Source organism: Methanosarcina sp. KYL-1, from assembly GCF_024372725.1.
In the GTDB taxonomy this organism is placed as follows: Archaea; Halobacteriota; Methanosarcinia; order Methanosarcinales; family Methanosarcinaceae; genus Methanosarcina.
In genome coordinates this window covers 58,862-70,545 of sequence record NZ_VOUA01000006.1, presented here as the reverse complement: position 1 = coordinate 70,545, position 11,684 = coordinate 58,862, and the positions used below count along the sequence as shown (strand labels likewise).

The window sequence follows — 11,684 nt, the reverse complement described above, 5'->3', positions numbered from 1 at the left end:
GCATTTCCGGATACCTTTCCAGGAGGAAATTACAGGTCCCACCCTCATTTAATGCGAAAGTGAGGTGTTTCTTCCGGGACTCCTGTATCTTCCGAAAATCTGCACCTTACGAACATCTGTATCTTCCGGGTATTCAGCAAGGTTTCCATTTTGCTGCGCTTCCTCTTCAGGAGCAAGATAGCCGGAAAGGAATGCTGACATGAATAATGGCCCCGATGCTAAAGCCAGGGCCGGAATAAGGGAGAATTTATTTGTTCTAATCATCCCCCTCTGCACTTTCTTTTTCCACTCCTTTTTAATATAAGTCCTTTATAAATAATAACATTTCCGTGAAAATATTTGGGATGAAATCAAGAAATAACAGGGATGCAGGGTCTGGACGATAAAAAGAATAATCATGGCCTGAAATCCTGAATTCTGGTCCTTACAACCGGAATTCGTCATCTTACGTCGTTTTTTGAATAGATTCTACGTCGTTTTTTTGGAGAGGCGCCGCCAGGCAAGCTGGCGGGGTTTTCCGATATAAATTGGATTGCAAAAATGCTTTAGGATTAATGGAAGTATTATACAGAAAAAAGCTGGGGGGGCACATTATAATGCCCGGACTTAAAAACGTGTAAGGGAAAAACGGAAGTATCTATATGGTATTCAGGTTCTCTTCATAATATTCAGAACCCGATTAATCAGACAGCAAATAAGACATAAAAAAAGATTTTCCGGAAAAGGCCTGTTTTCTTTTCCGGCCTGCATTTTGCATCTACCTTCGTATATATCTTCGTCTGCCTGCTTTTTGAAATCACAGGCAGGAAGACTTAGTATTTTTAGACTCAGGTGATTTCGGATTCAGGATTTATTTTATGAACAAGTTTAGTTCAGGGCTCTGTTACATCAATTGTAACGGTCATCTTGGGCTGCCCGATTACAGTGAAAGTATAGGTGCCGGTTTCGTTAAACGTATAGGCAAAGGAGCGCCTGTAGACCAGGTTTGTGTTCTCAAAGAGCCCTTCTTCACTAACCAGAGTAAATATCCTGTCCTGGAAATTTATCCAGGCAACGATTTCTCCCTGTTTGATATCAAGGCTTGAAGGCGTTGCCCTGTAGTTTTCCAGCCTTATTGTATAGGGAGTTGTCCGTATAGGAGCGGGAGTCTCCGCTTCTTCCTCTGTTACGTTTTCTTCAGGTGTTTCCGTTTCTTCCTCTGTTACAGTTTCTTCCGGTATTTCCGTTTCTTCCTCTGTTACTGTTTCTTCCTCTGTAACCGTTTCTTCAGGCGTTACCGTTTCTTCCTCTGTTACGTTTTCTTCAGGTTCCGGAGCTGGCTGTTCTTCTCCCACACACCCCGAGAGTAGCACGGCGCTCAAGACAAGAAGCAGAACAATGATCTTTGTTTTCATCTTAATACATCCCCACTTTAACAATTAAGAAATTCCGGGATTATGCACATACAATCCTGAAATTCATATCTAAGTCACATTATTTTCGGGTATTTTGCTGCATCAATTTTTCGTTTCCGGATTTTTGCAGCAATTGTGTTTCAATGAGCTGATTCAATGATCTCATTAGATTAGCTCATTCAATCAGCCGATCCGATTAGTTGATTCAATATCGCATTCGATCAGCTGATCCGATTAGCTGATTTATGTTTCAAAGGGTTATCTTATTTTATGGCCCAATGTACATATAAATATATTTTATCCCCTCATTTATATTTATGTATATTCCGGGCCAAGTATATAAAAATAATAAAAAAGAGTGAATTCCAAAAAGCCCCTCACACCCCTCCCATGCGGCTCCACAACAAAAGGGCTGCAGCCCCTGTGAGGGTGATAAGCCCGAAAATGTTCTTTGCCAGGGAGAAAAGTTCTGCGGAGCCGGAAATTTTAGAGAGGAGAATCTTGTTTACCGTGCTGATGAGGCTTGCGAGCACGGCCGTTTCTGCTGCGGTTGCGTAGGAGATGTTTCCGTTTACCGCAAGGAGGGTTACGGACACGATGACCCCCGAACTGCTTACGAAGGCCCCGAGGGCGGTGGCGTAGATCCCGATTGTGCCTGCAAAGTCATAGGCAGCGTTTCCTATGATGAGGATGAGGGTGAAGGCGGTGCCGAACTTAAACGCCGGGCCCAGGGAGAAGGGAGACTGGATTTCCAGGGTCTCTTTCCCGATAGCACAGAGTCTCCTGTTGCGCTTGAGCACGATAATTCCGGAGAGCAGGATGATAACAATCTGCGGTGGGAGCATCAAAAGGGTCGTCTTTCCGCTCGGGTCAACTATCAATGCCACCACAAGGTTCCTGACCAGCATCGAAGTGTTGCAGAGCAAAATCCCGATCAGGACCGGGTCTGCCATTTCAGGGGATTTCTTTGATATCCCGGCAAGGGCTCCCGTGGTGGCCTCGCTGTTCACAAACCCGCCTAAAAAGCCTGAATAAGAGAGCCCGCGTTTTGTCCCGTACCTTTTCAGGAGCACGTAACTCAGGAAACTGATAAGGGAAACCAGAACAACAATGAGGATTGCGGACTTGAGGTTGACAAGCCCGAAAAACTTTTTCCCGGGCATCACGGGATAGAGGATGAAGGCCACGGCCAGGAACTGCATGGCATTGAAAAGCTCTTCCCTGTTCAGGCTTCCCGCAAACTCATGGAGGGTTTTTTTCTGGATCAGCAGGAAGGTCACAACAATAGAAGAGACGATTGCAAACAGGCCGTAATCATACCCCACAAGGACCCCCATTATGAAAATAAAAAAGAGGGTAATCGGGCTGGTTACCCCTATCCGCTTGAAGAGAAAGATCTTGGCGTAGGTGATGATAGAACAGACCGCCGCAAAGAAGAGCGCGGCTACGTACACTATCCCGGACCCCGTGGAGGCTGCCAGCAGGGCTGTTACCATCCCTGTGATGCAGGTTATGCTGTAGGTCCTTACGCCTGCAAAGATGTCATGTTCCTGGCTCCTGTGCTCCCTTTCTATCCCGACCAGGATCCCTATCAGAAAGGCGATGCCCAGCTTTTTCAGGAAATCAAGGAATACAGGGTCAAAACCGAATTCCTGGATTACGTCCGTAACTCAACCTCAGAGCTTTCTGCATTTAAAAATTCAATGTGTAGAATTCGGTTTTAATTTATTTTAAGTATTCCGTTCAGGCAAAACCGGATAAAAAGGTCTGGAACAATGTAGAAGGGTGGAACAATGTAGAAGGGTGGAACAATTTAGAAAGGTGGAACAATTTAGAAAGGTGGAACAATGTAGAAGGATGAAACCAGGTAAGATGGTTTGGATGTGAAAAAAAGTTAGTTGGAGGGTTCAGACCTCCACAAGTTCGACTTCTATTGGTTTTCCGTCTTCAGATTCTTCGATTGTGATCAGGGCGCAGGACCCTTTACAGGCTTCACCGGGGTTCACGACAGTGGTCTTTCCGACTTTCTCCATGCCCCTGGCTTCGTGGATGTGCCCGCAAACGATCAGGTCCACCCTGTCCAGAAACTTCTGGATGGCAGTGCTGCCCACATGCCCGAAAGGAAGTTCGTCCCTTGCACCGTGGGGAGGAGCGTGGGTAAGAAGCACTATGGTCCCGCATTCCCCTTCATTTTCGGCAGAGCAGACCATTCCTTCCAGGGCGCCCTCAATCTCCTCTTCCGGAATCTCGAAAGGTGTGTTGAAAGGAGTGGGATTTGAGCCGCCCAGTCCTATGAAACGGATTTTTCCGATCTGCTCGGCTTTCCCGTGAAGGTTGGTGGCTTTTGAAGCGTCAAGGGCCTTCAGGATGCTTTTCTGGTCACAGTTGCCGGGAATTGCCAGCACGGGTTTATCAAACATTTCCATAAGTTCCTCGACCTTTTCGTCAGGCCCGAAATGGGTCAGGTCGCCGACTACCACTGCAAGGTCGAAGTCTCCGGCTCTTTCCATAATCTTCTTTATTTTCGAGTAATCCCCGTGGGGGTCGGAAATGGCGAGTATCTTCATCCGAATCAGTCCTTATGATCTCGATTGTTTTTAGTTTAGATGCAATTCTAATGCACCTGGTTTAGATGTAATTTAACTGCTTTTAGTTTAAGCTGTAATATTACTGCTTTTAGTTTAAGCCGTAATTTAATTACCTTTATGTTAAGCTGTAATGTAATTACCTTTAGTTAATAACCTGTGATCGTTGCCTGTAATCTCTTGTGTATTTTATAATATGTGGATGCCTGTGAACATGCACACATGTTTTATATCCCTTACGTAATTATAGAGTCCCATGCGCGATATCGTTATCATAGGGCATAAGGCAATGACGAGCGGCGATTTTTCCTTAAACGACCTTCCAGGTTCTGCGGGAAGAATGGACATCCTCTGCCGCTGCGTGAGTGCCTCCCTTTTTCTGTCTTTCGGGATGCGCAGGGATGTGAATGTGCACCTGCTTTTACTCGGCGAGCCGGACCCGGCGAAAATAGTGCGGTTTGAGGGCATGTACCTCAGGTACCTGAACCCCGATGAGAGGAGCAGCGGGTCGTTAATCCAGAAAGCCCTCCAGAAAGAGGCGGGCGAAAAAGACATCCGGTCCACTCCGGGAGTCTGGGTCCGCAGGGGAGACTTAAAGACCCTCCTGAAACAGTTTGAAGGGCGTACTCTCCTTTACCTCCGGGAAGACGGAAAAGACATAAGGGAAATTGCCAGGGAAATAAAAGACCCGGTCTTCATCCTGGGCGACCACACAGGCGTTACCGAAGAAGAGGAAAAAGAGCTTCTGGAGGCAGGGGCGGAAATCATCTCCGTGGGCCCAATTTCCCTGCATTCCAACCACTGCATAACCCTTATCCACAACGAGCTGGACCGGGTTGAGGCTGAAGCAGGAGAGGGCTTAGAAGCTGAGGCAGGCACGCCTTCCGTTGAGGACTGAGGCCGGTTTCGGCAGACTGCCGACTCCAGCTGCAGTTTAATCCAAAAAGTTATATTCCATTTCCCTCTATCAGGATAGAAACCTATAGGATAGAAACCTATCAGGATAGAAATCTATCAGGATAGAAACCTATCAGGATAGAAATCTATCAGGATAGAAACCTTAGACAATTGGGGATTTACCCTTTATCACTCACCATTCATCCCTCAGGTCTATTTCCCGAACAACGAGCTTACAGAATGTGAAAGCAAATGGATGTACTTGAACTTTCAAAAAAGATACTTCAGGAAGGCCCGGTCTGCGACCATTGCCTCGGCCGGCAGTTTGCAAAACTGTCCACAGGCCTGAGCAACAGGGAACGGGGACAGGCCCTGAAGCTTGCCCTTGCCCTGGAAGGGGACCGCATCTACAAAAGTGAAAAGGACGACTCCCTCTTAAAAGAACTTGCCCCCTGCAGCGCCTATGCCCGAAAGGTGCTCGGGATCGGAGGGGAGGACGAGCAGTGCTGGGTCTGCCTTGACCAGTTCAAAAAGCTGGACGGATTGGCTGAAGAAGCGGCCCGGCAGCTTAAAGGGCTTGAGTATTCTACCTTCCTTGTGGGCACGAAGATGAGCGGGCTTCTGAGCGAAAACGAAGAGATCCTCTGGGCTGAGGCAGGGACTGCCTATGCCGAGCAGCTGAAGACCGAACTTAACCGGGAAGTCGGAAAACTTGTCGCAGAAAAGGTTGAAAAGGATGTGGATTTCGAAAACCCGGACATCGTTATCACCCTTGACCTTGCGAAAAGCACGATGGAACTCCAGGTCCGCTCGGTCTACGTCTACGGGCGCTACCGCAAGCTGGTAAGGGGCATCCCCCAGACCCGCTGGCCCTGCCGGAAGTGCCGCGGGAGGGGCTGCGAAAGCTGTAACTTCACAGGCAAGCAGTACCCCGAATCCGTGGACGAGCTTATAAAAGAGCCTGTTGTAGAGGCGTTCGAGGCAGGTGACACTGCTTTCCATGGTTCGGGCAGGGAAGACATCGATGCCCTTATGGTTGGAAGCGGAAGGCCCTTTGTAGTAGAAGCAAAATTCCCGAAAAAACGCTCTGCTGATCTTGAAAAACTCATGCAGGAGATCAACGAGAAAGCTTCCGGGAAAGTCGAGGTAAGGGACCTGCGCTTCGTTGCAAAGGGTATGGTAGAGACCCTGAAAAGCTCGAAGGCGGATAAAACTTATAAGCTTAAAGTTACATTTAAGGAGCCTGTTTCAGAGGAAAAGCTTATATCCTGCCTTGAAACTTTGAGTGGCGCAGAGATATCCCAGCAAACCCCCAGGCGTGTGGTGCACAGGCGGGCCGACCTGGTCCGGAAGAGATACGTGCATGACACGGAACTTGTGGAACTTGCCGAAGCCGGATATGCCATAATCACTGTACACTGCGAAGGCGGGCTCTATGTGAAGGAGCTGGTTTCCGGAGACGAGGGCAGGACAAACCCGAGCCTTACAGGGCTATTAGGAGTCCCTGCACTGGTAGAAGAACTTGACGTGGTCAACGTAGATATCTGAAATAGATTAGCTGGCCGAACGTCTTGTTTAAATACAATACATCTTATTAGAGAGAATACGTCTTATCAGAGAATCAACACTCAATCATTAAAAAGAATTATTAGAGAGAAAATATTTAATCGAGCATTCTAACGGAGGAACATGCGATGACAAATTCCCACGGTGAGAAACGTTGCACAAGGTACAAATTAAAGAAGACGGTTCGTGAGAGAGGGATTTCCCCTGTAAGCAAGGCAATCCAGGAATTCGAAGAAGGTCAGATGGTCCACATCGACATCGACCCGAGCATCCAGAGAGGCATGCCAAACCCGAAGTTCCAGGGTTCTACCGGGAAGGTTCTCGGGCAGCGCGGGCGCTCATACATTCTCGAAGTCCGCAGCGGCAATGCGAAGAAGGAAGTTATTTCCCTTCCACAGCACCTGAAACCCCAGAAATACAATTAATTTCCTTTGCAGGCAGTTAGGTTCATACAACCTAACTCGCTTTTATCCCCGGAAATATCCGCCTGCACCCATTTTCCGGAAGTCCGGATTCTTACTGGAGAGTTCAGGTAAGCGTGCCTGAGGAACTTGCCATATAATGTAGATATAAGAATCAAGGTTATGCTTAAATAACCCAGGTCCCTTGAAAAAACTTCAGGGCTAACACGGGGAGTTAAGAGAGGGATTTGCCAAAACTGCTTTTGAAAACTTGATCGCTCATTCCGGCACGGGAACATCTATAATTATATATCGTTTGCGGAACATATAGCAGAGTTATCTCTGGATAACCTTATTCGGGATAAGCCTGGCTTATGGACGAAAGACAGGTTTGTGCAGAGCAAGGGGTCGGGATGAGGCTCTTGAATCCGGGAACCCGCTGACCTGAGGAGAAATTGGCAGAAAACCTGGCAGCCAGGAAGAATTGAAGGCAAAAAGATCGAAAGGGATATTGAAGCAAAGGACCGGGTGGATTGCTCTGTACTAACGGTAGCTACCTGAAAATTTTTAATTCCAAAAGAGTGTATTCCAATGATAGTTAAGGAAGTCCTGAACGAAGAGTTATTGACGTTGGCTGAAGTCAAGGAAATACTGACCAGGATCGCTGAAGAGCGCAGAGAAAGAGATATGGAAGTGGCATATGAGTTCCGAAAAGCCCTGCACCACGCGGAACTGTTTGCCAAAGTCAGCGGAGAGAAGGCCAGGGAACTGATCAACAAGCTGCTCGAACTTGAGAAAATGAAGCCCCAGATTGCAATCCGGATTGCGGATATCCTGCCCCAGTCCCGGGACGAACTCAGGGCAATTTATGCAAAAGAAAAGTACACCCTGGAAAATGAAGAAATGGACCAGATCCTCGAGTATGTCGCCGAGGCAATGGAATAAAGTGCAAAAATAAGTTATAGCTCTGTTTTGGAAAAGGCAGTGGAATAAAGCTGTAGAATAAAGCTATAACTCAGTTTTTGTAAGATGCAATGGAATAAGCTATATATCAGTTTCTATCTTGTTATTCATGAGGGCAGTTCCTGAGACTCAGGAAAATATTAAAGTTTCAGGGAGTATCCTGACCTTTGGAAATTCGAAAGGGAAGGAAAAACCCCGGATAGGGAATGGATAAGGGAATATCCGTAAATCCAGGCAGGTTCCGATAGCGTCAGGAATGAAACATCCGGGGTAATCAAATAGGCCTGGTAATCGGGGATAGGTCCCGGACCTGAAGGGAAGATCTTGAAGGGAAGGTCTGGTTGAGCAGGGCGTCCCGAGTAGGGTATCCCTTAAATTCATAAAACATCTCTATGGGGTTTCATATTTATTGATAGGATGGGTGCTGATGAAAGAAGATAAGTTACAATCCGGTAGACCGCAAACTGGCAGCAGATATGCTGCTGAAAAAACTCCTTCTGTCAGACGTCCGACAGGCAGACCGCAATCAGAACGAGCCCCGCGCTCATCCGGAAAAGCCTCGGAGAGTCCTCAGGACAGAGAGGAATACGTATGGGTGCTCGATTACCTTCCTTACGGGAAGTCCGTTGATGTCAAGTCGATACACCAGAAAAAGCCCCTTGTCCAGGCTGTGGGAGACAAGAAATTCACCCTTATGGAGCTGGCCCCCAAAAACGGAGTGGTCCCGGAAATTCAGTCCAGGGTCTACATAGGCCAGGGAGACAGGGATGTAATAGACCACGTAAAGCAGCGGATAGGCCACTCTGACCTTACCCACGGGGCAAACCTCGAACTTCCCTTTATCCTTGAAGCCTGCGTCCGCCACCAGGAAGACCGCTTCGTAAAATTCTTCAATGAAGCCCATTCCATCACCACCCGCCTGCACATGCTGGAACTCCTTCCCGGGATCGGGAAAAAGCTCATGTGGTCCATCATCGATGAGCGCAAGAAAGGGGACTTTAAGAGCTTCCAGGACATCCACGAAAGGATCCCGAGCCTCCACGACCCGGCAAAAGTCATATCCCACAGGATAGAAGAAGAGCTCAAGGACGACTTTATCAAGTACCGGCTCTTTACTACCCCCGCACGCCGCCAGAGGCCGGCCTGAAGAGAGAATTCAGAACCGCCTTTAAAGTACCTTCTATTTTCAATTTTTTTATTTGTTTTACCCATCAGGAGTTTTCAGTCTTGGTCCGCTCTATTCTCAATAAATACCGCATAAAAGGAGGCACCTTTGACCAGCATTTCCTGGTCGAGACCAGTTACCTCGACCGGATCGTGGCCGCCGCCGACCTGAACCCCGAAGAAACCGTCCTTGAAATCGGAGCCGGGATAGGGAACCTGACCGAAAGGCTTGCAAGGAAAGCAAAAAAGGTCATAGCAATCGAACTTGACCCTGCCCTGGTCCACGTCCTCCACGACCGCTTCGATGCCGTAGAAAACATCGAGATCATCGCAGGAGATGCCCTGAAACTGGACTTCCCCGAATTCGACAAGGTCGTCTCGAACCTCCCCTACTCCATCTCCTCGGAAATCACCTTCAAGCTCCTGCGCCACAGGTTCAGCCTCGGCATCCTCATGTACCAGTACGAGTTTGCAAAGCGCATGGTCTCTCCTCCTGACTGCAAGGACTACTCCCGCCTCACGGTGGATACCTACTACTTTGCAGACGCCTCCATCCTCATGAAAGTCCCTAAAGGCGCCTTCCAGCCAGCTCCCGAAGTCGACTCCGCCGTAATCAAACTGGTCCCCCGCCCCGCTCCCTTCGAAGTCAAAGACGAGGCTTTTTTCATGGATTTCGTGGCCGGCGTCTTCAGCCAGCGCCGGAAAAAGCTGCGAAATGCCATCCTTAACACCAATTATATGCTCGGGATCCCCGAAGTCAAAGAAGTCGTAAACCAGCTCCCGGAAGACTTCATGGGCAAACGGGCCGAAAACCTGACCCCCGAGCAGCTTGCCGAAGTCGCAAATATGATCGTAGACCTGAAATCCGGATCCCGGGGCTCAAAACAAGATTCCGAAGCCTGAACCAGATCCCGAAACCTGAACAAGATTCCGAAGCTTGAACAAGATTACTAAACTTGAACCACTAAGTCTGATAAGGTAAAGCCAGGACTTATAAGTCCGAATCCGATAAAGCATGGTTGAAATTGAGTACAAAAAAGCCCGGGTAAAACTCGGGGCCACGGACCTTGTCTACGAACCCGCAGAAGATTCTTTTTTGCTCGCCGACGCCGCCCTGGGAGTGGCAAAGCCCGGCATACGGGTCCTCGAAGTAGGGACTGGGTCCGGCTTTGTATCCGCCGTACTCAAAGCAAATATCCCCGGCGTCCGGGTGCTTGCAACCGAGATCAACCCCCACGCCGCCCTCTGTGCAAAAGCTAACGGGGTCGAGGTCATCCGCACAGATCTTTTCAGGGGAATAAAATCAGGGGCTACAGGGTCTCTTTTTGACCTTATTCTCTTCAACCCGCCCTACCTCCCCACTTCCGGGGAAGAAAAGCTGCCTGGCTGGCTTAATTATGCCTTTGACGGCGGGGAGAGCGGGAGGGAGACCCTGGACCGGTTTTTAGATCAGGTGAGGGCTTACCTCAGGCAGGAGGGGGAAATTCTCGTGCTGATCTCTTCGATTACCGGGTTTGAGGCGGTCAGGAAGAAGATGGAGGGACTGGGGTTTGAGGTTGATATTGTTGGGAGGACAAAGGTTTCATTTGAGGAGCTGATGGTGGTAAGGGGAAAAAGCCGGTGATTCTTTTTTCCGGTCAGATTTCACCCTGTGAATTTTCCAGCGCACTCCTGTTATTCCCCGGCCGCATAAACGGCCGCATAAAGAGACTTTTCTTTAAAAGCTGGCTGACTTCTTCTCTTATAAAGGGGACCGGAGATACACTTTCAAGCTCTTTTAACTGGTCGTCAAGCCCTTCGTTTTCTTCTTCAAGCACTCTAATCTCAGCCTCTAATTCCTGCTGCTTTTCAAAAATGCTTACTTTTTCCCGGCTTACCTCACCGTACAGAAGCATAAAGTCCTCGTACTTTTCATTGATGGTTTCCAGGCAGGCCCTGTATTCCCCGATGCTTTTGAGCATGTCTGCGGGCAGGTCCTCCAGTTTTTCCACTCTTTCCGAATGGAAGATGTATTCCTCAAACGGGTTTTTGTCCGGGCCTGAAAAGTCAGTTTCGGGGTCAAGCATTTTCTTGATTCCGGGGCTTATGAAGCCGGATGTTCTCATGATCTCCTGGTCTATAATGAGCTGGGCTTTTTCCCTGATTTCGGCACGGCTTTTCCAGAATTCGACCAGGAATTCCTCTTTTAATTGTTTCAGTACGGCGTTTTTCATCTCAAGCCCGGCTAATTCCGGCCTTATCTTTTCCCGAAGCGCCCTGATTTCCCGGGCATTTCCTTCTTTCCAGGCTTCGATCTCCCCGGCCCTTAATGAGCGGACCCTGAGAAACACCAGATACGAAAGCCAGCCCGAAAACGCGAAAATATACCCCACCGCCAGAACGGAAAAGGCCCATGCCCAGAACAGGTAATTTTTTGAAGGGAAAAGTTTTGCCAGTATGTGGAGTCGGCTTAGCGGTTCTCCCCCTATGACAATATACAGGATGTAGCTGTTGTAGGCCAGAGCTATAAAAACAACAACAGTTAGCACCGTAAAATGGGTAATTACTTTTTTCATTCCCACCGTATTCCTGCCAAAATATTGGACAAAAGAAACTGAAACGGCAACGAGTAATGTGTACATCGTCCCCACTATCCCCAGGAAGGCAGAAGGAAGCAACTGGGTCGAATTCATAGGTAGTGGTTAGGAGCTAAGTATATTAATTTTTATTGTATG

Annotated in this window: 12 protein-coding genes; 7 read left to right on the top strand and 5 right to left on the bottom strand. The window is 48.3% G+C overall.

The features are described 5' to 3' along the window. Window positions 1-48: 48 nt before the first annotated feature. The 4 genes from FTO70_RS06650 to FTO70_RS06635 all read right to left on the bottom strand — a co-directional run bounded on the left by FTO70_RS06650 (window position 49) and on the right by FTO70_RS06635 (window position 3,961). Window positions 49-276 carry a hypothetical protein gene (locus tag FTO70_RS06650; RefSeq protein ID WP_255334962.1) on the bottom strand — a complete coding sequence of 76 codons (228 nt, stop codon included), beginning with the start codon at window positions 274-276 and terminating at the stop codon, window positions 49-51. 596 nt (window positions 277-872) lie between these two features. Then, complete coding sequence (locus FTO70_RS06645) at window positions 873-1,394, bottom strand: hypothetical protein (RefSeq protein ID WP_255334961.1); 522 nt, start codon at window positions 1,392-1,394, stop codon at window positions 873-875. A gap of 377 nt (window positions 1,395-1,771) precedes the next feature. After that, window positions 1,772-2,998 (bottom strand): MgtC/SapB family protein, encoded by a 1,227-nt coding sequence (locus tag FTO70_RS06640; protein ID WP_255335030.1) that lies wholly within the window; start codon window positions 2,996-2,998, stop codon window positions 1,772-1,774. 303 nt (window positions 2,999-3,301) lie between these two features. Continuing rightward, window positions 3,302-3,961 (bottom strand): metallophosphoesterase, encoded by a 660-nt coding sequence (locus tag FTO70_RS06635; protein WP_255334960.1) that lies wholly within the window; start codon window positions 3,959-3,961, stop codon window positions 3,302-3,304. 274 nt (window positions 3,962-4,235) lie between these two features. Between FTO70_RS06635 and trmY the strand changes: the two genes are divergently transcribed. The 7 genes from trmY (at window position 4,236) to FTO70_RS06600 (ending at window position 10,594) form a co-directional block, all read left to right on the top strand. Further along, the gene (trmY, locus tag FTO70_RS06630; protein WP_255334959.1) at window positions 4,236-4,877 is read left to right on the top strand and encodes a tRNA (pseudouridine(54)-N(1))-methyltransferase TrmY; all 642 of its coding nucleotides are present in this window, start codon (window positions 4,236-4,238) and stop codon (window positions 4,875-4,877) included. Window positions 4,878-5,128: 251 nt separating this feature from the next. After that, the gene (locus FTO70_RS06625; protein ID WP_255334958.1) at window positions 5,129-6,424 is read left to right on the top strand and encodes a tRNA pseudouridine(54/55) synthase Pus10; all 1,296 of its coding nucleotides are present in this window, start codon (window positions 5,129-5,131) and stop codon (window positions 6,422-6,424) included. A 146-nt stretch (window positions 6,425-6,570) separates the two neighbouring features. Next, window positions 6,571-6,867: a 50S ribosomal protein L21e gene (locus FTO70_RS06620; protein ID WP_255334957.1), complete on the top strand. Its 297-nt coding sequence runs from the start codon at window positions 6,571-6,573 to the stop codon at window positions 6,865-6,867. Window positions 6,868-7,434: 567 nt separating this feature from the next. Beyond that, the gene (locus FTO70_RS06615; RefSeq protein ID WP_255334956.1) at window positions 7,435-7,788 is read left to right on the top strand and encodes an RNA polymerase Rpb4 family protein; all 354 of its coding nucleotides are present in this window, start codon (window positions 7,435-7,437) and stop codon (window positions 7,786-7,788) included. A 445-nt stretch (window positions 7,789-8,233) separates the two neighbouring features. Beyond that, window positions 8,234-8,953, top strand: coding sequence for a DUF655 domain-containing protein (locus tag FTO70_RS06610; RefSeq protein WP_255334955.1), 720 nt, complete (start codon window positions 8,234-8,236; stop codon window positions 8,951-8,953). An 80-nt stretch (window positions 8,954-9,033) separates the two neighbouring features. Further along, entirely contained in the window at window positions 9,034-9,873 is an 840-nt protein-coding gene (gene rsmA / locus FTO70_RS06605) for a 16S rRNA (adenine(1518)-N(6)/adenine(1519)-N(6))-dimethyltransferase RsmA (RefSeq protein WP_255334954.1), read from the top strand. 112 nt (window positions 9,874-9,985) lie between these two features. Beyond that, window positions 9,986-10,594: a HemK2/MTQ2 family protein methyltransferase gene (locus FTO70_RS06600; protein WP_255334953.1), complete on the top strand. Its 609-nt coding sequence runs from the start codon at window positions 9,986-9,988 to the stop codon at window positions 10,592-10,594. 13 nt (window positions 10,595-10,607) lie between these two features. On the opposite strand, the gene FTO70_RS06595 is transcribed toward FTO70_RS06600, so the two are convergent. Beyond that, entirely contained in the window at window positions 10,608-11,642 is a 1,035-nt protein-coding gene (locus FTO70_RS06595; protein WP_255334952.1) for a hypothetical protein, read from the bottom strand. Window positions 11,643-11,684 lie beyond the last annotated feature (42 nt).

Excerpts from the sequence above, each read along its gene's own strand:
- FTO70_RS06645 (WP_255334961.1), bottom strand. The coding sequence starts at position 1,394 with ATGAAAACAAAGATCATTGTTCTGCTTCTTGTCTTGAGCGCCGTGCTA.
- FTO70_RS06635 (WP_255334960.1), bottom strand. The coding sequence starts at position 3,961 with ATGAAGATACTCGCCATTTCCGACCCCCACGGGGATTACTCGAAAATA.
- trmY (WP_255334959.1), top strand. The coding sequence starts at position 4,236 with ATGCGCGATATCGTTATCATAGGGCATAAGGCAATGACGAGCGGCGAT.
- FTO70_RS06625 (WP_255334958.1), top strand. The coding sequence starts at position 5,129 with ATGGATGTACTTGAACTTTCAAAAAAGATACTTCAGGAAGGCCCGGTC.
- FTO70_RS06620 (WP_255334957.1), top strand. The coding sequence starts at position 6,571 with ATGACAAATTCCCACGGTGAGAAACGTTGCACAAGGTACAAATTAAAG.
- FTO70_RS06615 (WP_255334956.1), top strand. The coding sequence starts at position 7,435 with ATGATAGTTAAGGAAGTCCTGAACGAAGAGTTATTGACGTTGGCTGAA.
- FTO70_RS06610 (WP_255334955.1), top strand. The coding sequence starts at position 8,234 with ATGAAAGAAGATAAGTTACAATCCGGTAGACCGCAAACTGGCAGCAGA.
- FTO70_RS06600 (WP_255334953.1), top strand. The coding sequence starts at position 9,986 with ATGGTTGAAATTGAGTACAAAAAAGCCCGGGTAAAACTCGGGGCCACG.
- FTO70_RS06595 (WP_255334952.1), bottom strand. The coding sequence starts at position 11,642 with ATGAATTCGACCCAGTTGCTTCCTTCTGCCTTCCTGGGGATAGTGGGG.